Raw genomic sequence first — 21,930 nt, 5'->3', positions numbered from 1 at the left:
CTCGCCGCCGCGACGCTTTGACCGTCGTACTCCCGGAACCTTTGGTTCCCCCGCGCGTCATGTGATGCGAGGTGGTGCGCGCTTGGCGCTGGAGGAGGGCCAAGGTGGTCAGGTCAGCAATCATGTCGGGATCACGGATGGCCCCCGTGCTGGCGGGCGCCGCCCTTGTCGTTCTGGCCGTGCTGCTGCCGAACAGGGCCGAAGCGCAGTTCGGGCTGCGCGGCGGGCCGCTCGGCGTGGCGCGGTTCGCCGTCGGCCACGTGATCGGCCTGTCGCGCCTGCGTCATGCCCGCATGGCGGTGCGAGGCGGCGGATACCGCTCCGCCGCGTTGCGGTCGCAGGATCCCCGCGGCGTCGAGGGCCGGCAACCGCCCAATCCCGCCATTCTGCGCGCGGCACTCACGGCGCAAGCGGCGCTGTCGGGCTGGCATGGCGGCCGCCGCCCGCAGGGCTGGTGGCGCCATCCCGACGGCAGCTATGGCTGGGCCGGTCCGGTGTTCTGGCCGTTCGCCCATGACGATCTCGCCAATGCCGTCATCCTTGGCGATACGACCAGCATCTCGCTCTATGGCTACGGCGACATCTATGCCGCGCTGTTCTCGCCCTATGCGGCCAAGGAGCTTGCCGCCTACGCCGCGCCGCAAGGCCGGTTTGCGCGCAGGATTCCGTCGGCGCAAAACATCTGTGACGTCAGCGATCCCGCCGGCTTCCCGGCGGATCGCATTGCTGCCGCCGTGCAGCCGAACGAATTGCAGCGCACCGCGCTCGATGATCTCAGTGCCGCCTGGACGGCGGCGCGCAACAGCATTCGCGCGACCTGCCCGGCGCAGGTGCCTGCGACCGCATCGGAGCGCCTCGGCCTGATGCGCGAGCGCCTGGAGGCCATGATCAAGGCAACGGATGCGATCGCGCGGCCGCTTTCGAAATTTGTCGATCTTCTCGACGCGAACCAGAAGTCCAGGCTCGATGCGCTGGCCAACGAGGCTCGCGCCGCGCTGGTGTCAAGCCAGCACAAGGATGCGCAGGCAGCCGCGGCTTGCGCGGCGGACAGCGATCCTCGCTATGACCCCCAGCTGCAGCGCCAGTACGAGCAGCTCGTGCAGCAGCAATGGCCCGTCGCCGACATCGCGTCCACGCTTCGCCTCGACGACGTCGGCCGCGCCCGGCTCGACGTGCTCCAGGACACCACGCTGCGCACCATGGAGACGCTGAGCGCCTGCCCGACCAAGCCTGCCGCGACACCGAAAGGCCGCCTCGCGGCCGTGAAGGCGCGGTTGGAGACGATGCTGCAAGCGGTGAGCGGCGTTGCCGACGCGCTCGACGATTTCGAGGCTGACCTGAGCGACGAGCAGAAGGCCGGCTTCGAGGCGATCGGACCGAAGCGCGGGGCGTGATCATCCGCACGCCCAGTCGAACTTCATGTCCCTGAAGTCGAGCTGCGCATTGCCGCCGCCAAAATTGTAGCCGCCGAAATATTCCTCGAACTCGATGTAGAACGGGCTCATCTCCGGCACCGCCTGGCACGGCCGCATGGTGCCGCCGAGATGGTTGTGGGCGTGGTCCTTGCTCCAATCGTGCAGGCGAAAATTGTCGCGGCTCGGCACGCCGCCGACATAATAGTAATAGGGCTGATAGCCGGTCGGGGGGTTTTGGCGGACGTGCTCGTCCTGCGGGCCCTTGCCGGCATTGGGATCGGCCGCGCGCGGCGTCAAGCCAATCGCGCGGGTCTCGGCGAGATCGGCGCGCGGCGGCGCGGCGAACATCTTCCTGGCGTAGGGCGCGGCGGCCTCGAAGAAGGCATTGGCGCCGCCGACATCCAGCCAGCGCGGCCGGTCGGCGGTGGCCAGCGCAAGCGGCGCCGGCGGCGTCGCGAACGCGCCGTCATATTCAGTCTTGGTCAGCAGCAGCGCGGCATATTCGTAGTCGAGGATGTCGGTCATGCGCGACAGGCGCGGATGCGCCGGCCGCGCCAGCACCGCCTCGCGGATCTCAGGGTCGTCGGGCGCGCCGCCGTCATTGTGATCGGGCGCGGTCGCGAAGAACGACACCGCGACGATGTCCTCGCCATGCACGCGATAATCGTCCGGCAGCAGAAGCGTAAACCCGTGCATCAACGGGTAGCCGGTGACGGGATCGAGCGGCCATTGCTCGGATGTGATGCCCGGCGGCAAGCCATAGACCCAGCCGTGATCGCGTGCCCGATCGGCGGGACGGTCCAGCATCTGCAAATCATACGCACGCGAAGGCAAGGCAAACGCCACGATCGTCTCCCATCCGAAGCCCGCCTCGCCGTTGAGGCGATGGTTAGTCGCGGGTTGGAGGGATGTGGTTCGTAGTGTCGTCGCGAGAGTCGCGACGACGGTGCGGCTTGCTCCACTGCGCAACCCTCCCCCCTTGCGGCAGGGTAATCGCATATGACTTTTGGCAGGGCCTGAGCGCGCGCCTCGTCCTTCGAGACGACCGCTCCGCGGTCTCCTCAGGATGAGGCTAAGCGGCATCTTTGCCGGTCGAAATTGCTGCCGCGAACTCCGTCCTCATCCTGAGGGCCCGCCAAAGGCGGGCGTCTCGAAGGATGGGCCGCAGAGCAACGGCCCCAAATGCGATTGCCCTGCCGCAAGGGGGGAGGGAACGCAGCGAGCGTGCGGCTGAGAGCGAGGGCTACCCCCGCCTGCGCGCCGCCGCGGCATCCACCACGTTGTCCACTTCCTCGCGCCAGCTCAATATCTCCATCGCCAGCACGGGGTGATTGAAGCCCTTGAGCACGAGATCGTCGAGCGCGCGCGCCTCCACCCAGGGTTCGACCATGCCGTAGACGCGGCGGCTGACCACGATCTGGTTGGCCTTGGCTTCGCCGCAGAGGCGCGAGGCGAGGTTGGTGACGCTGCCGATGGCGGCATATTCCAGCCGCTGCTCGAAGCCGACCTGGCCGAGCGTCGCATAGCCGAGGGCAATGCCGATGCCGAAGCCGAGGCTATGCCCGCGGTTGCGCCAGCGCTCGGTCAGCGGGCCGATGGTGTCGCGCATCTCCACCGCCATCTTCACGGCGCGCTGGGTGTGGTCCTCGAATTGAATCGGTGCATTGAACAGGATCATCACGCCGTCGCCGGCATATTTGTCGAGCGTGCCCTCATACTTGAAGATCAGCGTGCCGAGCGCCGCGTGATATTCGCGCAGCACGTTCATCGCCTCTTCCGGCTCGGTCGCTTCCGTGAACGCGGTGAAGCCGCGCAGGTCGCAGAACACGACCGTGACCTCGCGGCGCTGGCTGGTGAGCAGCCCCTCGGGGCTGTCGGAGGAAGCGATCAACTGCGCGACCTGCGGTGCGAGGAACCGCTCGAGCTTGCGGATGCGCTCGATCTCGCCGAGCTGCTTCTCGACGCGCTCCTCCAGCGACTTGTTCCAGTCCTTGAGCTGCTCGGTCTGCACGCGCAGCTTGTCCGCCTGGGCGCGCACGGTCTCGTGCGCCGCCTCCAGCGCGTGGCTCTTGTGATCGACCTCGGTGAACAGGCGCGCATTGCGCATCGCCAGCACCGCCTGGTTGGCGAAGGTGCGCATCAGGCCGATGATGCTGGCGGCGAACTCGCCGCCGGCACGGCGCAAAACAACGAGCGAGCCGAGCGTGCCCTGCTGGTCCACCAGCGGCACCACCAGCACGGAGTGGAAGCCGGCCGCGATCGCGACGTCGCGCAGCGGCTGCTCGGCCGCATGGTCGAGATCGGCAAGCGCGATCGGCTCACAGCTCGCCGCGGCATCGCTCAGGATGTTGTCGCCTTCGTCGATCGTGACATGGGCGCCGTCAGCCGATTTGTCGATGCCGTTGGATTCGACCAGGTTGAAGCGACGCGTCCCGGCGTCGAAGCCGTAGATCAGCACCGCATCGGCATGGGTGATCTCGATCGCGCGGGCGGCGATCGTCGGCAGCACCGCGTTGAGATCGAGCGAGGAGGCGACGGCGCGGCCGACCTCTTCCAGCACCTTGAGCTCGTTGATCGATTGCGCGAGATCGCGGGTGCGCTCCTCGACCTTGGTCTCCAGGTTCGAATAGGTCTCCTGGATTTGGGTGGCCATGCGGTTGAACTGGCCGGCGAGATCTTCCAGCTCGTCGGAGGTGTGCACGTCGATGCGGTGGCTGAAATCGCCTTCGCCGAGCTTGTGCGCGCCGTCGCGCAGCGCCGTGATCGGAATGATCATGCGGCGGGCGAGCAGCGTGCCGGCGAGGATCGCGACCATCAGGCCCATGCCGATCAAGAGCGCGATGCGCACCAGCTGATCGCGGATCGGCGTCAAGGCCTGCGTGGTCGGCTGCTCGAACAGCACGCTCCAGCCGAGCTTCGGTACGGTGCTCGCGGCGGTCAGCACCGAATAGCCGTTGAAGTCGGTGCCTGACGTGTCGGGCCCGCGGCCGGGCGAAATCGCGGCAGCCACTTGCGGCAGCTTGGAGAGGTCCTTGCCGACATCGGGCCCTTTCGAGGACGTCGCCAGCACGCGGCCGCGCGGATCGACCACATAGGCAAAGGCCGCCTTGCCGACCTGGGCGTCGGACAGCAATTCGGAGAGGAAGCTGAGATCGATCTCAGCGACCGTGACGCCGGCGTTGAAGCCGGAATGCGCCACCGAGATCGACATCAACGGAGTCCTGTCGGAGAACCAGGCCGGCGCGTAGCTGACGCCGCGGGCGACGGTGTCGGTGAAGCGCATGTCGCGGGAGAGGTCGGCATTGCCGCCGGTCGTGGTCGACTGGCGCGAGACGCGCAGCACCTCGCGGCCGTCGCCGTTGAGCTGGAACAGCTGGTTGACCACCGCGACCTGGTGCAGGAGCTGGGCGTAGTCGGCGCGGCGCTTCTCGAGGGTGTCCTGGCTCGCGCGGGTCACCCAGCTGATCTGGCGCTCGAGCTCGGAGATCGACTGTTCCACCCGCCGGGCCGCGGCCTGCGCCTTGTCCTCCAGCCCGTCGGTCAGCTGTGTCTTGGTGGCGCGATAGGAGATCCAGGTCTCCATCGCGCCGCTGACGGCGAGGACGAACACGACGAGGCCGACGAGGGAGACGACGTATTTGGCGAACAGGCCCTCGCGCAGAAACCGTGTCTTGTCGTTCGCTCCCGCCATCCGGATCCTCTTGCGCCGCCATCGACGCCGGCGCTACGGGCCGTACAGGCCCAGCCGCCCTTCTATCACAATTTGGGCCAAGGGACGTCCCGGGGACCGGAGGACCGGCCGGCGTGGTTACCCGAAGTGGACGCCGGGTCGGGCCTAAAGGGTGGTGAATTGTCGCAGGCTCATCCGTTCGGAGGAAGCAGGGAAAGGCCGGGCCGATGTAAGGGATTGGCGTGGAGTCCAGCCTGTTGGTCCGCCAATCATCGATTATTAAAGAGCTGCCGCAACACGTCGTTCATGGGCTGGCTGTCCTGCTGCGCCACCGGCGGCTCGTCCGAGGCCGGGGGCGCCGGCGCGGGCGAGGCCTGCGGTGCCGGTGTGGACGGCGTCGCGGGCAGGCTGCGGCTGCGGCCGGTGCCAGCACCGGTTGCAGCTCCGCTGGAAAGCCCCTGCTGGATCAGATTGCCGAGCGCTTCGCCCAGCGGGCCGCCGAGCAGATTGTTCTGGCCCGGCTGCTGGGTTTGCGGATTGGCGTTGCTGCCTGCATTGCCGCCACCCGGCGCGGTCGTGCCGCCGAGACCAAGGCTGCCCAGGATATTGCCGAGCCCGGCGCCATCAGGCCCGAACAGGCCCTTGCCCATCTCGCGCAGCTTGGCGTAGGCGGCGTCGGGATTGTCGAGCATGCCGGCCATGTCAGGGTAGATCCGCGGCTGCGACCAGCTGCCCTGGATCATCACGGGGATGCCGAAGCCGACCGGCTCGGAGGCGCGGCCCTGGCCCTCGGTGGTCATCACCAGCTTCGGCTCGACGCGAAAGCCCAACATCTTGGTGTCGAGCGCGATGGTGCCGGCGCCGGTCACGCGCACCAGCGGCCCGATCAGGTTGAGATCGGTCGTCACCGCCTGTCCCTTGTCGATGCGGAAGGAGGCCGAGAGCTGCGACAAATCCGTGCTCTGGTCCTGGCCGCTGTTCTGGTTGTCTTGCCAGCCGGAGAGCGTGCCCGATGTCAGCGAGCGGATCATCTGCGCGACGTTGATGCCGCGGATGGCGCCGTCCTGGAAATTGACGAAGGCCGTGCCCTGCATGTTCGCCATCAGGGCGCGCTGGCTGGTGCCGGCGCTGCGCAATGCGAGCTTGGCTTGCAGCTTGCCGTCGATCCGGTCGAATTCGGCAAGGCCCTGGAGCAGCGGCAGCGCGCGCACGCCGACGAGGTCGGAATGCATGGCAAAACTCGGCGCGCCGCTGGTCGCATCCAGGATCACTTCGCCGGAGACCTGGCCGCCATAGGCGCCGAGATTGGCGGTGCCGGCCTTCAGCACGCCGCCGGCGAGCTTTGCATCGAGCGCCAGCGGCGCAAGACGCGCATCGCCGATCACGGCGTCGTTCGCGGAGATCCTGATTTGTGCATCGACATAATTGAGCCCGGACACGTCGATCGGCGCATTGCTCCAGGGCTGTCCGGACGCACCGTCCGGCGATTTCGCCAGCGGAATCGTGAGCCGCTGGAAGTCGAGATCGACCTTGACCAGAGGCTTGCTCGCGATGTCGACCGAGGCCCAGCCGTTGAACGCGCCGTCGCCGAGCGTGCCGTTTACGCCGTTGATCATCACGAGATCGCCGCTCAGCCGCATCTCGGCGTGACCTGCGAGCCGGGACTTCAGCACATCAGGCATGTCGATGGCGAACTCCACCGGGATCGTCGGCCGGTCGGTTGGCGGCGCGGGCGTCGCCGCCTTGATGTCGAACTTGGTCGGGTGCTCGCCGACGCGCGCGGTGCCGGTGATGCTGACGTTGCGGTCGCGGCCAACGACGGCATCGGCATTGATGGCGCTGATGCGGCTCTCGACGCGATCGCGCACGCGCGCGAATGCGACCTCGCCGTCGGTGACCTTGACGCGGTCGATGGTCGCGCCGTCCGTGTCGAGCATCAGCGGCTTCGACGAGGCGCCGGCATTCGGCAGACGCTCACGCAGCAGCGGCTGGTAGAGCACGGGGCGGGTGACGATGAGCTCGCTGATCTTCGGGCGGCCCGACCAGACGCTGGAGAGCGACATGTCGGCCTGCACGCTGTCGACGGTGAGGCGCGTGATGCCGCTGCGGTCCTTCGGATCCTGAAGCGTGAGGTCGTTCAAGGTGACGTTGAGCGTCGGCCACAGGCTGATCCTGGTGGTGCCGTCGATCGACAGGCGATAGCCTGTCGCGCTCTCGACCCGCGACGCAATCGTCGAGGTCAGGAAGCCCGATGGGATCCCGACCACGAGGAGAAGCGCGATCACGATGACGACAGCGGCGACCGCGGCGCCGGCGAATTTCACTGCTCTCATGTCGACTTTCCAACGACGGACGAACGGTGCCGAACCCGGCCGCTCACCCGTCCTATGCGCGTGAGTTTATCCCGGGACGGGAAGCCGCTCCAAGCGGTCAAAAATAGTCAGGGGGTGCTGCAAAGTTATGTGACTTATGACACACTTCTCCGGCGCGGTTTTACGCGATTCTGGACGTTGATGGTTCCAGCCGATTTGCCAGCGAAATTGACAAGTAAATTCACAAGGAAGTTGAAATGAGCAAGCAGGCCGAATTTGCGGTCATCCTGAAGATGAACCCGATGTTCGCCGATCTCGGCGCAGACGAGCTCCAGCGGCTGTCCAATCTCTGCCACACCCAGCATCTGGCGAACGGCGAGGTGCTGTTCCAGAAGGGCGATGCCGGAGACGCGCTGTTCGGCATGCGCCGCGGCCAGGTCCGCATCGAGACCGGCGCCGCCGACGGCAGCCGGCTGACGCTGAATTTCATGGGGCCGGGCGACCTGTTCGGCGAGGTCGCGGTGCTGGACGGCCAGAACCGCACCGCGGACGCGACCGCGGGCGAAGCCAGCGAATTGTTCGTGCTGCGGCGCGAAGACTTTCTCTCCTTCCTCGAGCGCGAGCCGAAGGTCGCGATCAAGATCATCGCGCTGCTGTGCCAGCGCATCCGCTGGCAGAGCGAGCGCATGGAAGAGTCCATGCTGCAGCCGCTGCCGGTTCGCCTCGCGCGGCGGCTCTGCGCGCTCGCCGCCGATTTCGGCTCGGAGGTGCACATCTCGCAGGAGCAGCTCGGCGTCTTCGTCGGCGCCGCCCGCGAAAGCGTCAACCGCCAGCTTCAGGCCTGGCGCAAGGACGCGATCCTCGATCTCCAGCGTGGCCGCATCCTGCTGAGGAACATGACCAAGCTGACGGCGATCGCGCGGAACGAGTAGGGGCTCTCGCGAACCTTACTCCGCCGCCGGATGCACGATGCTCTTCGGTGCCGGCTTCGGCTGTGCCGGCGAAGCTTCGTGATGACCGGGGGCCTCGGTATCCTCGCTGTGCACGATCAGCCGCTTGCCGAAGCGCCAGATCAGGGCGCCGAGATCGTCCATCACCATGAACATCGCGGGCACGAACACCAGCGACAGGATGGTCGAGAAGATCAGGCCGCCGATCACCGCGAGCGCCATCGGCGAGCGGAACTCACCGCCGGCGCCGACCGCGAGCGCGCTCGGCATCATGCCGGCGGCCATCGCGATCGTTGTCATCACGATCGGGCGGGCGCGCTTCATGCCGGCGTCGATCATGGCCTCGTCGCGCGGCTTGCCGTCGCGGATCGCCTCGATGGCGAACTCCACCAGCATGATCGCGTTCTTGGTGACGATGCCCATCAGCATCAGGATGCCGATCCATACCGGCGTGGTGAGCTGCTTGCCGGTGACGAGCAGGGCCGCGATGGCGCCGCCGATCGACAGCGGCAGCGAGAACAGGATGGTGATCGGCTGCAGGAAGGTGCCGAACAGCAGCACCAGCACGGCATAGACCATCATCAGGCCCGCGGTGATCGCGGTGGCGAAACCGTCGGACAGCTCGTTCAGGCTTTCAGCGTCGCCGGACGGTGAGACCTTCACGCCCTTCGGCAGGCTCTTCATCACCGGCAGCTCGTTGATCTTCTTGGTGGCATCGCCGAGCGCCGCGGAGCCGACGAGGTCGGCGGCAACGGTGGCCTGGCGGTCCCGATCGTAACGGTTGATGCTGGTCGGACCCTGGTCGAGCTTGACGTCGGCGATGACCGAGAGCGGCACGCCGCCCTTCTCGCCGTGCTCACCGAGCGGCACGCGCAATTGTTCGAGCGTCTTGAGGTTGCCGCGCGCGGCGTCCTCGAGCTGCACCCGGATCGGCACCAGGCGGTCGCCGACGTCGAATTTGGCAAGCGCAGGCCCGACGTCGCCGATGGTGGCGACGCGGATGGTCTGCGACAGGCTTTCCGTGGAGACACCGAGGCGTGCGGCGAGATCGGCGCGCGGCTCGATGCGCAGCTCGGGCCGCTCCAGCGTGGTTTCCGAGATCACGTTGGAGATGGTCGGGATCCGCTTCATCTGCGTCGCGAGCTCGCTGGCGACGTTGTTGACGATGTTGGCGTCGACGCCGGTCACGACCAGCGAGATCGCGCGCAGGCCGTTCTCGTCGAGGAACCAGAAGCGGATGTCGGGAATGTTCTCCAGCTCCTGGCTGATCGAGAATTCCAGCTCGCGCTGGGTGATGTCGCGATCGCCCTTGGGCGTGTAGTTGATGATCAGGGCGGCGCGCCGGACTTCCTGGGTGCCGGGTGGGACGCGCCCGCCGTCCACGAAGATGCTCTTCACTTCGGGCCGCTTGCGCAGCCGCGCGACGATGTCCTCGGTGACCTTTTCGGTGTAGGCGAGCTGGGTGCCCGGCGGCAGCTCGAGGGCAAGCAGCGAGCGCGCGCTGTCCTGCGCCGGCAGGAAGCCCTGCGGCAGCAGCGTGATGCTCCAGATCGAGGCGGCGAAGATGCCGAAGCCGATCAGCACCGTGATGAAATAGTGCTTCACCGACCAGGCCACGATCCGGTGATAGGACCGCAGCACGCGCCCGGGCGGCGGCTCCTCGTGATGGCCATGCTTGAGGAAGTAGGCGGCCAGCACCGGCGTGACGAAGCGCGCCGCTAGCAGCGAGAAGAACACCTGCACCGAGACGGTGATGCCGAACTGCTTGAAGAACTGTCCGGCGATGCCCGACATGAAGCTCGCGGGGGCGAAGATCGCGATGATGGTGAGCGAGATCGCGATCACCGCGAGGCCGATCTCGTCGGCGGCTTCCAGCGCGGCGCGATAGGGCGATTTGCCCATGTTCATGTGCCGCACGATGTTCTCGATCTCGACGATGGCGTCGTCGACAAGAATACCTGTCGACAGCGTGATGGCGAGGAAGCTGACGAGGTTGAGCGAGAAGCCGAGGAGGTCCATCGCCCAGAATGCTGGGAAGATCGACAGCGGCAGCGAGATCGCGGCGATGATGGTGGCGCGCAGATCGCGCAGGAACAATAGCACGATGACGACGGCGAGGATGGCGCCCTCGAACAGGGTCGAGATCGCCGCTTCGTAATTGCCGTTGGTGTATTCGACCGAGGTGTCGATCAGCTTGAGGTCGACGTCGGGATAGGCGGCCTTGAGCGCGTCGATGCGCTTCTGCACGGCGTCGGCGACCTTCACGTCGCTGGCGCCCTTGGAGCGCTTGATGCCGAGCGCGACCACCGGCTCGCCGTTGAAGCGGGCGAAGGTGCGGCGGTCGGCGATGGTGTCGGTGACGGTGCCGAGATCGTCGAGCCGGACCTCGCCGCCGCCGAACAGTGGGACCATGGTGCCGGCGAGGTCGCTCAGCGTCTTGGCGCCGGCCAGGGTGCGGATCGCCTGGTCGTTCTTGCCGATCTCGGCGCGGCCGCCGGCGACGTCGACATTGGTGCCGCGCAGGCTCTGGCTGACGTTGACGGCGGTCAGGCCCATCGCCTGCAGGCGGTCGGGATCGAGCGAGACCAGGATCTCGCGCTCGACACCGCCGATGCGCTCGACCTGGGCGACGCCGCGCACGCCCTGGAGCGCGCGCTTGACCACGTCGTCGACAAAATAGGAGAGCTGCTCAGGCGTCTTGCCGGGCGAGATCGCGGCATAGGTCACGATCGGCAGGCCGATGACGTCGACGCGCTGGATCAAGGGCTCGGTGACGTTCTGCGGCAGGTTGGAGCGCACCCGCGTCACTGCGTCCTTGACGTCGTTGAGCGCGCGGTCGGTATTGGTCTCGAGTGCGAACTGGATGGTGGTCAGCGACAGGCCGTCGGTGATCGAGGAGGTGATGTGTCGCACGCCCTCGACGCCGGAGACCGCGTCTTCAATGGTCTTGGTGACCTGGGATTCGAGCTCGGCGGGCGCAGCACCGAACTGCGACACCGCGACCGAGATCACGGGAATGTCGGCAGAGGGCAGCCGCGTCACCGCGAGCTTGGCGAAGGAGGTCCAGCCGAGGATCAGCAGGATGATCGAAAAGACGACCGACGGCAGCGGATTCCGGATCGACCATGCCGAGATATTGAGAGCCATCAGCGTACCCGCGTGCGATCGAGTTCATCGGCGAACATGGTCTTGATCTGGTCGCCGTCATGCAGTGAAGAGCCGGCGTCGGCCACGACGATTTCGCCGACGTCGAGCCCTTCCAGGATTTCCGTCGCGGTGTCGGACGACAGCCCGACCCGCACCTTGCGCGTCTCGATCGTGTTGCCCTTGACGACCTGCACGGTGAGATGGTCGATCGCGGTCTTGGGCACCGCGACGCCGCAGCTTCGCTTGGCGTCGATCGAGGCGCGGGCGAACACGCCGACCTTCAGCGAGGGATTGTTGGTGACGCTGATGCGGACGCGGCCGAGCTGGGTGGCGCGGTCGATTTCGGGCGCAACCAGCCGCACCCGGCCGATCAGATCGGGCGCGTCGTCGCGGCTGATGCGCACGGTCGCGCCGGCGCTGAGCTTGGGCATGTGCACGGCCGGGACCTGGGCGTCGAGCTCGATCTCGTTGTTGACGGCGATGCGGAACATCGGGCCGGCCTGCGGCGAGGCCGGCGCGCCGACGATGGTGCGAACTTCGGTGACGAGGCCCGGCGCCGGCGCCTTCAGCGAGATCGGGCCTTGCGCGCCGGGTCGCTGCGGCTGGCCCGGGATCTGCGGCGGCGCCGTCAGGCGCGCCAGCTCCTGGTTGTCGGTGACCATGGTGCCTTCGGTGACAAAGAGGTCGGTGACCCGGGAGCCTTCCTGGTCGGCGACGACCACGGCCTCGCGGCGCGGCACGAAAAAGCCGGTCACCCGGACGAGGTCGGAGAAGCAGGCATTGGTCGACTTCGTCACGATGACGAGCGCCTCGCCCGGCGTTTCCTTCGCCTCGGGGCGACGCCGATGCTCGAACAGATAATAGCCGATGCCGAGCGCGACGATGAACGCCACGGTTCCGGCAGGCTTGAGATAGTCGGAGACGTTCATCGCCGGATTGTCCTGGCCTGGCTCACGGCCATCCGCACGAGGCCTGCTGAGAGCGTTTCCCTGAAACAAAGCGGCGTCCCGCAAGGCTGCGGGACGCGCTTTGGAAGCGAGACTTTACACCACATCACGCACGGTCACTTCAACGGATTGCGTCGTGCTCACTTCGATGCGGTGGTCTTGTTTTCCATGTTGACGACCTGCACGCGGCGGTTGACCTCGGCCATCGGCTGGCTCGGGTCCTTCAGCTTGCTCTTGCCGTAACCGACGGTGACGAGGTCGGTCGCGGAGATGCTGTACTTCTCGACGAGGTAGCGCTTGATCGCATCCGCGCGGCGTTCAGAGAGGTCCTGGTTGTAGCTCTCGCCACCGGCGGCGTCGGTGTGGCCGGCGACCACGAAGGTCGAGCCCTTCAGGTCGGGGCTGGTCAGCGCGCGACCGAGCGCCTGCACCGAAGCCAGCGACTTGGTGCTGATGTTGGCGGAGTTGTAGTCGAAGGTGATCTCGAGATCGATGTTCGGCTTGTCCTTGGCGACCGACGCGATTTCCTCGCGCTCGGTCGACGACAGCGAGCGCGTCGAGCGGCCGCGCACGGACTGGATCAGCTTGGTCTCCGACGCGCTCGGCGCGGGATCGGCCTGCGGCGCGATCGAGAGGCCGCGGGTCAGCGGCTTCTTCTGCGGCGGCGCCAGCGCGCGGACGATCTCGTCCTCGGTGACGTTCTTGCTGTTGCCGTCGTCGCCGGCGAATGCGGGGGAGGCCGGCAGCGACAGCGCGGCGCCAATGGCCATGATGGACAGGATTGCGGTAAGTCCTTTTGCAGCCGATCTCATTGCCAGTCCCTCCTGCGCAGCCGAGCTGCGTGGTTCCAAAATTCCTGCAATAGGCCCCCCGGGAAAGGCCGCCTGCGGCATCCGTCCATTAGTCTTGCCTGGGCCGCCGAGGTTCGAGGCGTCGGTCGCCTCAATTCAAAAAAATACTAGCGTACTCCGTAGCTTGCGAATTCCTGAACGATGTTCGGATCCATCGCCTTGGCATTGGCAATGTCCAGAGCCCCTTCCTGGGCGGAGCCGTTGCGCTGCTTCGCAATGCCACGTCCGTACAGCGAGGAGGTGAGGCGGGGATTGATCCTCAGGGCCGCATCGAAATCGGCGATCGCGTTCTTCACCGCTCCCGATTTCAGATTGACGAGCCCCCGGCTGTCCAGCGCATCGACGAAGTTCGGCCGCAGCCGCAGCGCTTCGTTGCAGTCTTTCAGCGCGCCCTGGAGATCGCCGACCACCGTGCGGGTCCAGCAGCGGTTGTTCAGCGCCTCGACGTCCTTCGAGTTGATCCGGAGCGTGTCGTCAAAATCCTTGATGGCGAGGTTGTAGGCGCCCTTGCTGGCATAGACCTGGCCGCGCCGGTACAGCGCGTTCACGTCATCAGGATTGGCCGCGATCTTGGCCGTCAGGCCCTTGATGGTGGGGTCCTCCGCGAGGGCGGCCGCGCTAGGCCCGGCGTCCGCGTTCGGCACGGTAGCGGGGTCGGCCGGTTTCACCGGCGGCGGCGGCGGGGGTAAGGCGGCCTCGACCTGGGGCTTCGGTGATGGGGCCGGGACGGGCGCGGGCGCCGGTGCGGCTGCCGTGTCGGCCGGCTTCGGCGGCGGAGGCGGTGATGGCGGCGCCGGTGGTGCCGGCGGCGGGTTATTGGCGACGACGGGTGGCGGCGCGGGGGGCGCGGGCGGCGGCGCCATTGTCGGACGCGATCCGCCGGCTCCCGGAATGAACGAGAAATCTTCGGCCAATGAAGAGGATATCCACGGCACCTGCTCGCCGCGCGAGGCGCGGGTGACGCCCATCTTGGTGCGGTTCAGCGTCTCCTCGGCCATCAGGTCGGGGACGCGGATTTCCTTCAGCAGTTCCTGGACGAACAGGCTGTGCTCGCCGCCGGCGTCCGACACCACCGAGGCCAGCGCCGCCGAATACATCACCAGCGTGCCGTTCGGCGCGATGACCGGGGTCAGGCCGGCCGAGAAGCTGCGGAACCGGCGCTCGAACGGGTTGCGCCTGGAGGCATCGATCAGCGCGATCTTGACGCCGGCGCCGCGGGTGTTGAGCTCGCCGAGGACGGCTTCCAGGCTGAAACCGTCGCGGCGTACGTCGGATTCGGTCCAGATTTGCGCGTCGATCGGCAGCATGTAGCTCTGGCGCGCCGACTGGATGCCGAAACCGCTGAAGAACACCAGCGCCACCGAGCCCGGCTTGATCTTGCCGTAGAGCTTGTCGAAGGCGCGGCGCATGCCGTCGCCGGTCAGGTTCTCGCCGATCTCGACCGAAAAGCCGTCGCGCTTGAGCTCGTCGGCGACGTCACGTGCGTCGTTGAGCGGCTCCTTCAGCGGGGCGTCTGCATCCGGATATTTGGCGTTGCCGATGACCAGCGCATAACGGTCGCCGGCCGCAAGCGACGGTGCGGTCGGGATGAGCGAAACGAGCAAGGCAAGAAGGAAAAGGAAGCGAATTTTCATAATCAGCGCGGTCCAGCCAAAAGGGCGCCGTTCCCAGCTTGCGCCGCGGCGACCTTAACTTACGCAATGTGCATTATCAAACCGGGGAGAGGGGGCGTCAACCGCTTGGAGATTCGGCATTATCGCGACGATTGACCGCAACGCAGGGGCGCGCCGCGAGGGGAATAAACGGGCCATCATGGTCGTGCTCGACGCGATCCGGTTGGGCATTGCAGCGCCCATCTCGGGGCACCCCTGTTAGGGAGTCTTTTTTAGGGGAATCTTGGCGCCGAAAATGTGATTGGTCTCACATTGGAACGGGCCTCCGCGCATCACGCGTGGCGTTTGACCTTTCCGGCGGACAATGGCTTGGTGCGCTCGTACCTCCCCGAAGGTCCACACAAGAAGCAAAACCAAAAGAAAAATCATGGGAAACGCCTACGAAATCTACGCACTGCGCTATGCGACCATGTCGCCGCGCACTCCCAGCATGAACTTCCTGGCGCCGGATCCGCATGACAGCGCGGCGCAGGACCTCGACTACTTCGTCTGGCTGATCCGCGGCGGCGGCCGCGACATCCTGGTCGATACCGGCTTCAATGCCGAGGAGGCGGGGCTACGTGCGCGCAAGCTGACGCTCAATCCGGTCGATGCGCTGGAGCGCTTTGGCGTCAAGGCGTCGGCGATTCGCGACATCATCGTGACGCATCTGCATTACGACCATGCCGGCAATCTCGACCGCTTCCCGAACGCGCGCTTCCATCTCCAGGAGCGCGAGATGGCCTACGCGACCGGCCGCTGCATGTGCAACGGACTGCTGCGACATCCGTTCTCGGTCGAGCACGTCACGCAGATGGTGCGCCATGTCTATGGCGAGCGCGTCAATTTCTATTCGGGCGACGGCGAGGTCGCGCCCGGAATCACCGTGCACCGTGTCGGCGGCCATTCGGACGGCTTGCAGGTGGTCAAGGTCGAGACCGCGCGCGGGCCGGTGGTGCTGGCGTCCGACGCCGCGCATTACTACGCCAACCTGCAGCGCCGCAGCCCGTTTCCGATCGTCTACAATGTCGGCGACATGGCACAGGGCTGGGAGACGATCGAGCGTCTCGCCGGCCACCCCGACAGGTTCATTCCCGGCCACGATCCGATCGTGACGGAGATCTATCCGCGCGCCAGCGACAAGGTCGACGCCTGGGCGCTGCATTTGCCGCCGTCGCGGTCGTTTGCGAAATAGCGGTTGAGACCTGCCCCACGCTCGTCGTCCCGGACAAGCGCGCCAAAAGCGCGCGTAGATCCGGGACCCATAACCCCAGGGAGGAGTCGCCGCGCGAGCTGGCAACTCCGAGTCTTCGCCAAAGATCTCCCTGTGGTTATGGATCCCGGATCTGCGCTTCGCTCTAGACAACGCTTCGCGTTGTCTAGAGCACTGCTTGTCCGGGACGACGATTGAGTTTTGGACGGCGCGCTTGCGCGCCTCCTCACCATGAGGGTCAACTAGTCGTCAGGAATGCAGGGGCGTGTACTTCGTAAATCCGGGATGTTTGCTTTCTAGGGTAAAGCGGACACCCAGCTCCGAATCCGGAATGTCGCCTTGTGACGCACAAGAGACATCAGAGCGAAACCAACCGACGGCAGCTTATTGAATGGCTTACATCGATGCTTTCGCATCCGGTCGCCTCGCAACGAGAACATTGCCGATGCACTGTAGCACCGTCTCGCGTCTTTGGTTGCGCAAGTGGATTTGGTTGCGAAGGATTCCCCTATCGGAGCTCGACCTCGACTCGCGCTTCTCCAGAACGATCGATTCAAGATCAAGGTGGTCTCCGGGGCGTACCGCGTTCGGCAGCCTCACCTCATCCCAGCCGAGCCCGGCAAGGACACGGAGCGGAGGCTGTAGTTTGCTCGTTAGCGAGATGAAGATCGCGAACGTGTGGGCACCGGATGCCGTCAGTCCCGCAAAAACTGAGCGCGCAGCAGCTTCCTCATCGATGTGGAAGGGCCGTGCGTCATATTGCTTGGCGAACTGAATAATTTCGTCCTTGGAGACAAAATAGGGGCCGGCCTTGCGGCTATCGCCAATCTCGGTGTCTTCAAAATAGCCGCTGGTCATCGGTCAATCCTTTACAAGCGCCCGCCAATCTAGGTCATGCTCCCTGGCAAGAAGCACCGGATCGATATCTCCGGATAGAGGTCGTTGTAGATCGGCCAGACCATGGTGCGTCCGACTTTGTTCGGTACGGTGATGATGGCATCGTCAGGCACATCGACCCAGATCATCACTTTGGAGTCGGCGGTTTTCGGCAGTCGCACACGGTAGTGGCCGTCTCTGGCTTCCCAGTCTACGTCTTCGACGGCATGACCGTCGGCGTGCGAACAGCAGAGGCCTTTGCCGCTTGCCAAACTCTCAAACCATTCGAGAAGTGGTGAATTCCTGTAGCGTCCGTCGAGATCGCGCCCCGGCGCCGGCGCCGGCGACATCACCATCGCGATAGCCGCGCTCATGGCGATTTGCGAAATCCCGCGTTTGATCAACGCTGTGCAGTGCCGCCCCATGGTGCCTCCGGGCGAACTGTAACCGCTTGTGAGTAGGTATCTTTCGGCTAAGGGAGGTTCACAAATTGGGGTGAGGCCGAACGTCGCGAAGTATCCGACAAAGTTTGGTAGCCTCGTGTGTTCTAGTTCGCCTGTTGCACACCAAGAGCTAGTGCAAGTGGGACGTGCATAGCGAAGATCAAACAAGGGGGTTTGACCATGCCCTCGATATTCGATTTTCTGTACCGCGAATTTTGTCGTGCGCGTCTCTCTGAAATGCGGAGACAGCTCCTTGTGGCCCGACGCGAAGAGGTTCGGGAAGCCGCATGGGTTCGCTGCACCCCTAGACCGGTCTTTGGCCGCACGGCTCTCGACCGGCGTTTTTGCCCAACACCCGGACCTCGCATCATAGGGGCTTCCTGTGAACCTCCGCGGCCACTCCTAGACTTACCCATGGGAGGGTCAATGGAGGGACTAGGTCATGGCTATTGTACAATTTACGCGCTTCAAGAGCGACAAACCTGAGGAATTGATCAAGACCGCCAAGCAGGCGAAGGCAATCTTCGAAAAGCACGGCGCTGAATTTCTTCGACTTTCCCGATTTCACACTGGTATGTGGGCTGGGGAGTTTCTTATCGCTACGCGCTATTCCAGTTGGGAAGTGTACGGAAAGGTACAGGAGGCATTGGCAAAGGATGAAGCATTCACAAAGCTGTACGCGCACACACTAACCTTTGCCGAATTGAAGGGCCGTAACATCGCGGTCGGCATCGATCTCTGAGGCTCCGCTGAGAGTTGCGGGCGTAGCGTTAGAGTATTGAGGTTCTGTGAGCCGCATCGGCCGCGCGGCGGTCCTGACCGGCCGCAATGTGCCGACGCCGCCAAGCGCAGTTGTCTTGACCGCGTCGTCGCTTCGGCATCGGGCCGCCGTCGGCCGAGCGGAAAGTCGCGACAAAGACGGCTCAGCAACTACATGCTGGAGCGTCTATTCCGCACCCTAATACGCCTGCTTGGCATCCGCCTCTTCGCTGGTCTGGATCAGGTCGAGACTCTGCTCGATCTTGCCGAGCAGAGCCGAGAGCTGCTTGCGCTCCTGCGCCGAGAGGCAGGCGAGGATCTCGTCCTCACGCCGCAGCAATTGCGGGAACAGCTCTTCGTAGAGCGCGCGGCCTTTCTTGGTCAGTTGCAGGCGGAATTCGCGGCGGTCGGCTTCGTTCTCGACGCGCTCGATTAGTCCCTCATGCAACAGCATGGTGACGGCGCGGCTGATGGTCGATTTGTGCGTGCGGGTGCATTGCGAGATGTACTGCGCGCTACAGGCATCGTTGCGGAAACCGAGCGTCGCGATCACGCGCCAGGCCGGAATGTCGAGGCCGTGACGCTCCTGATATTCGACCGCGAGCGCGGAACTCACCTCCGCGGCAAGCCGGTTGAGGCGGAACGGCACGAACTTGAACAGATCGAGCCGCGTTTTTTGCCGCGGCGACGCCTCGCCCGCCTCTTGTCTCTTCAGTGCCGCATCGCTGGATGTCCTCGCCAAGGCTTGCGCTCCGAATTCCAGTTGACGGCCGGCCGGCTCCGGTCCAAAATAGTTGCACGTGAGACTATCTAGCAGATCAGCCCTCTCCTGACCAGAGCCGAGGTTAGCGCATGGCGCAGGTCAATGTGCATCAGACCAAGACCCAATTCGGCTATCGCCGCCACCCCGATCAGGACCGTCCCGGGCAAAGCCCGGCCGAGCATCCGGTTGTGGTTGTCGGCGCGGGCCCGGTCGGGCTCTCGCTCGCGATCGACCTCGCGCAGCGCGGCCAGAGCGTCGTCCTTCTGGATGATGCCGACCGCATCGGCGAAGGCTCGCGCGCGATCTGCTTCTCGAAGCGCTCGCTGGAGTACTGGGACCGGCTTGGCGTCGGCGACCGCATGGTCGGGAAGGGCGTGGTGTGGAGCGTCGGTCGCATCTTCCATGGCGAGTCCCAGCTCTACCAGTTCAACCTGCTGCCGGAAGACGGTCACAAGCGGCCGGCCTTCATCAATCTCCAGCAATATTACGCCGAGGCCTATCTGGTCGATCGCATCAGCGATCTGCCTGCGATCGACCTGCGCTGGCGCAACAAGGTGACGGCGCTGGAGCAGCGCAACGATTCCGTCGCGCTGACGATCGAGACGCCGGAGGGCGCCTACCGCCTGCACGCGCAATATGTCGTCGCCTGCGACGGCGCGCGGTCGTCGCTGCGGCAGATGGTTGGCGCCGAGTTCGCCGGCCAGGTGTTCGAGGACCAGTTCCTGATCGCCGACGTCAAGATGACGGCGGAATTCCCGACCGAGCGCTGGTTCTGGTTCGATCCGCCGTTCCATGCGGGACGCTCGGCGCTGCTGCACCGGCAGCCCGACGATGTCTGGCGCATCGACCTCCAGCTCAATCGCTACGCCGATCCCGTCGTCGAGAAGAAGCCGGAAAACGTGCGGCCGCGGATTGCGCGCATGCTGGGCCACGACAAGTTCGAGTTCGAGTGGATCTCGCTCTACAAATTCCAGTGTCGGCGCATGGACCGCTTCATCCATGGCCGCGTGATCTTCGCCGGCGACTCCGCGCATCAGGTCTCGCCCTTCGGTGCGCGCGGCGCCAATTCGGGACTCGAGGACGCGGAAAACCTGTCCTGGAAGCTCGACCGCGTCCTGCGCGGCACCTCGCCCGCGAGCCTGCTGGAGAGCTACCACGCCGAGCGCAGCATGGCGGCCGACGAGAACATCCGCGAATCCACCCGCTCGACCGATTTCATGGCGCCGAACTCGCACCAGGAGGCGCGGCTGCGCAAGGCGGTGCTGTCGCTCGCTAAGGAGACCGAATTCGGCAAGCGCATGGTCAATGGTGGGCGGCTCTCGGTGCCGTGCAGCTATGATACGTCGCTGTCGTCGCCCGATGCGGATATGTGGGGCGCTGGCCCGCGGCCCGGCTGTTCCATGTTGGATGCGCCGGTTGCCACAAGCGCGGGCGAGCAGATCTATCTGACGGATGCATTCCGCAAGGGCGGAACAGACTTCACCTTGCTGTCGTTCAGCAATGGCACGCAGCTCGGCGTGCCCGAAGGCGTGAAGGATATCCGCATCGGCGGCGAGGGCGGCCTTGCCGATCCCTCGGGCCTCGTCGCAAGGCGCTACGACGCCGACGCGGGTGCTGCCTATCTGCTCAGGCCCGATGGTTACGTTGCTGCGCGGTTCCGTCATCCGACGCGCGAGACCATTGCTGCGGCGCTGTCGCGCGCCGAAGGCTTGAATTGAGGTTTGGTATGCCGCTGTCCACCAGTTCCAACTTCGCACGCCCGGACGACGCCTTTCGCGCCATCGTCGAGGCGCATCGCGGCCTCACGGAGGAGCAGAGCGCCGATTTCGATGCGGCATTGGTGCTGATCCTCGCCAACCATATCGGCGACATCGATGTGCTGCGGGAAGCGATCGGGCTCGCCAAGCGCCGCATGATCGACGGCCAGCAGCAGCAACAGCAACAGCAATAACCCTGTGACCTAAGGATGAATTGATGGCGAAGAACTTCGCGTCCACCGGCGATCTCGCCGAGAAGAAGATCACCTTCTCCGAGATCGGCGCCGATCTCTATGCTTTCACCGCGGAGGGCGATCCGAACACGGCCGTGATCGTCGGCGACGACGGTTGCCTCGTGTTCGACGCGCAGGCAACGCCCGCGATGGCGAACAAGGTGATCGAGCGCGTCCGCGCCGTCACCGACAAGCCGATCAAATATGTCGTGCTGTCGCACTATCACGCCGTGCGCGTGCTGGGGGCCTCCGCCTACAAGGCGCAAGGTATCGTTGCCTCGCAGGAGACCTATCGTCTCATCGAGGAGCGCGGCAAGCAGGATTGGGATTCCGAATACGGCCGCTTCCCGCGCCTGTTCCAGGATGCGCAAAGCATTCCCGGCCTGACCTGGCCGACGCTGACCTTCGAAGGCGAGATGTCGATCTATCTCGGCAAGCGTGAAGTGCGGCTGATGCAGCTCGGCGCGGGCCACACCTCCGGCGACATCGTCGCCTGGGTGCCGGATGCGGAAGTGATGTTCTCCGGCGATCTCATCGAATACCACTCGGCCTGCTATTGCGGTGACGCGCATTTGCGCGAATGGCCGCTGACGCTGAACGAGATCCGCAACTTCAATCCCAAGGCGATCGCGCCGGGCCGCGGCGATGCGCTGAAGGGCACAGCCACCGTGCGCGAGGCCATCGCGATGACGCGGGACTTCGTCACCTCGCTCTATGGCGCCGCCGAAATCTCGGTCGCCAAAGGACGCTCGCTGAAGGAATCGATGGCAGCGACGCGCGAGGTGATGGATCCGAAGTTTTCGAGCTTCGCCATCTACGAGCACTGCCTGCCGTTCAACGTGTCGCGCGCCTATGACGAAGCGTCGGGGATCGACGACCCCGTGATCTGGACCGACAAGCGCGATCAGGAGATGTGGACCGCCTTGCAAGGAGGAGGATAGT

The 21,930-nt window shown here is 65.3% G+C and carries 17 protein-coding genes; 7 read left to right on the top strand and 10 right to left on the bottom strand.

The features are described from left to right. Window positions 1-122: 122 nt before the first annotated feature. The gene (locus WN73_RS33080; protein WP_271556320.1) at window positions 123-1,394 is read left to right on the top strand and encodes a Spy/CpxP family protein refolding chaperone; all 1,272 of its coding nucleotides are present in this window, start codon (window positions 123-125) and stop codon (window positions 1,392-1,394) included. Here the strand turns inward: WN73_RS33080 and WN73_RS33075 are convergent, their stop codons facing one another. The 3 genes from WN73_RS33075 to WN73_RS33065 all read right to left on the bottom strand — a co-directional run bounded on the left by WN73_RS33075 (window position 1,395) and on the right by WN73_RS33065 (window position 7,418). Next, window positions 1,395-2,261: a hypothetical protein gene (locus tag WN73_RS33075; RefSeq protein WP_271613135.1), complete on the bottom strand. Its 867-nt coding sequence runs from the start codon at window positions 2,259-2,261 to the stop codon at window positions 1,395-1,397. Between the two features lie 397 nt (window positions 2,262-2,658). Next, complete coding sequence (locus tag WN73_RS33070) at window positions 2,659-5,106, bottom strand: adenylate/guanylate cyclase domain-containing protein (protein WP_271556316.1); 2,448 nt, start codon at window positions 5,104-5,106, stop codon at window positions 2,659-2,661. A gap of 248 nt (window positions 5,107-5,354) precedes the next feature. Continuing rightward, complete coding sequence (locus tag WN73_RS33065) at window positions 5,355-7,418, bottom strand: AsmA family protein (RefSeq protein ID WP_271556314.1); 2,064 nt, start codon at window positions 7,416-7,418, stop codon at window positions 5,355-5,357. Window positions 7,419-7,654: 236 nt separating this feature from the next. On the opposite strand from WN73_RS33065, the gene WN73_RS33060 reads away from it, so the two are divergent. After that, window positions 7,655-8,329, top strand: a complete 675-nt coding sequence (locus WN73_RS33060; RefSeq protein WP_028175670.1) for a Crp/Fnr family transcriptional regulator — start codon at window positions 7,655-7,657, stop codon at window positions 8,327-8,329. A 15-nt stretch (window positions 8,330-8,344) separates the two neighbouring features. Here the strand turns inward: WN73_RS33060 and WN73_RS33055 are convergent, their stop codons facing one another. The 4 genes from WN73_RS33055 to WN73_RS33040 form a co-directional block, all read right to left on the bottom strand. Further along, window positions 8,345-11,494 (bottom strand): efflux RND transporter permease subunit, encoded by a 3,150-nt coding sequence (locus tag WN73_RS33055; protein WP_271556312.1) that lies wholly within the window; start codon window positions 11,492-11,494, stop codon window positions 8,345-8,347. Then, entirely contained in the window at window positions 11,494-12,423 is a 930-nt protein-coding gene (locus WN73_RS33050; protein ID WP_060909784.1) for an efflux RND transporter periplasmic adaptor subunit, read from the bottom strand. Before WN73_RS33050 ends, WN73_RS33055 begins: the two co-directional genes overlap by 1 nt. 158 nt (window positions 12,424-12,581) lie before the next feature. After that, window positions 12,582-13,253, bottom strand: coding sequence for an OmpA family protein (locus tag WN73_RS33045; protein ID WP_028175667.1), 672 nt, complete (start codon window positions 13,251-13,253; stop codon window positions 12,582-12,584). Between the two features lie 146 nt (window positions 13,254-13,399). Beyond that, window positions 13,400-14,926, bottom strand: coding sequence for a caspase family protein (locus WN73_RS33040; protein ID WP_028175666.1), 1,527 nt, complete (start codon window positions 14,924-14,926; stop codon window positions 13,400-13,402). A 406-nt stretch (window positions 14,927-15,332) separates the two neighbouring features. Between WN73_RS33040 and WN73_RS33035 the strand changes: the two genes are divergently transcribed. After that, complete coding sequence (locus tag WN73_RS33035; RefSeq protein ID WP_028175665.1) at window positions 15,333-16,139, top strand: N-acyl homoserine lactonase family protein; 807 nt, start codon at window positions 15,333-15,335, stop codon at window positions 16,137-16,139. A gap of 414 nt (window positions 16,140-16,553) precedes the next feature. Here WN73_RS33035 and WN73_RS33030 read toward each other — a convergent pair whose 3' ends face one another. After that, window positions 16,554-17,015 carry a MaoC/PaaZ C-terminal domain-containing protein gene (locus tag WN73_RS33030; RefSeq protein WP_028175664.1) on the bottom strand — a complete coding sequence of 154 codons (462 nt, stop codon included), beginning with the start codon at window positions 17,013-17,015 and terminating at the stop codon, window positions 16,554-16,556. A 29-nt stretch (window positions 17,016-17,044) separates the two neighbouring features. Then, the gene (locus tag WN73_RS33025) at window positions 17,045-17,407 is read right to left on the bottom strand and encodes a hypothetical protein (protein ID WP_060909787.1); all 363 of its coding nucleotides are present in this window, start codon (window positions 17,405-17,407) and stop codon (window positions 17,045-17,047) included. 511 nt (window positions 17,408-17,918) lie between these two features. Here WN73_RS33025 and WN73_RS33020 point away from each other — a divergent pair. Continuing rightward, window positions 17,919-18,218, top strand: coding sequence for a hypothetical protein (locus WN73_RS33020; protein ID WP_028175662.1), 300 nt, complete (start codon window positions 17,919-17,921; stop codon window positions 18,216-18,218). A gap of 216 nt (window positions 18,219-18,434) precedes the next feature. On the opposite strand, the gene WN73_RS33015 is transcribed toward WN73_RS33020, so the two are convergent. Then, on the bottom strand, window positions 18,435-18,977 hold the full coding sequence (locus tag WN73_RS33015) for a MarR family winged helix-turn-helix transcriptional regulator (RefSeq protein WP_028175661.1): 543 nt from the start codon (window positions 18,975-18,977) through the stop codon (window positions 18,435-18,437). A 110-nt stretch (window positions 18,978-19,087) separates the two neighbouring features. On the opposite strand from WN73_RS33015, the gene WN73_RS33010 reads away from it, so the two are divergent. The 3 genes from WN73_RS33010 to WN73_RS33000 are packed head-to-tail and all read left to right on the top strand — an operon-like array spanning window position 19,088 to window position 21,929. After that, a complete protein-coding gene (locus tag WN73_RS33010; protein WP_028175660.1) occupies window positions 19,088-20,716 on the top strand; it encodes an FAD-dependent oxidoreductase in 1,629 nt (542 codons plus the stop codon). A gap of 8 nt (window positions 20,717-20,724) precedes the next feature. Continuing rightward, window positions 20,725-20,949: a DUF2783 domain-containing protein gene (locus tag WN73_RS33005; protein WP_025032749.1), complete on the top strand. Its 225-nt coding sequence runs from the start codon at window positions 20,725-20,727 to the stop codon at window positions 20,947-20,949. Window positions 20,950-20,972: 23 nt separating this feature from the next. Next, window positions 20,973-21,929, top strand: a complete 957-nt coding sequence (locus WN73_RS33000) for an MBL fold metallo-hydrolase (protein ID WP_028175659.1) — start codon at window positions 20,973-20,975, stop codon at window positions 21,927-21,929. Window position 21,930: the final 1 nt, after the last annotated feature.

Source organism: Bradyrhizobium sp. CCBAU 45394 (assembly GCF_028128655.1).
Lineage (GTDB): Bacteria > Pseudomonadota > Alphaproteobacteria > Rhizobiales > Xanthobacteraceae > Bradyrhizobium > Bradyrhizobium diazoefficiens.
The sequence above is the reverse complement of the archived record's forward strand: the minus strand, read 5'-3'. Positions and strand labels throughout refer to the sequence as shown.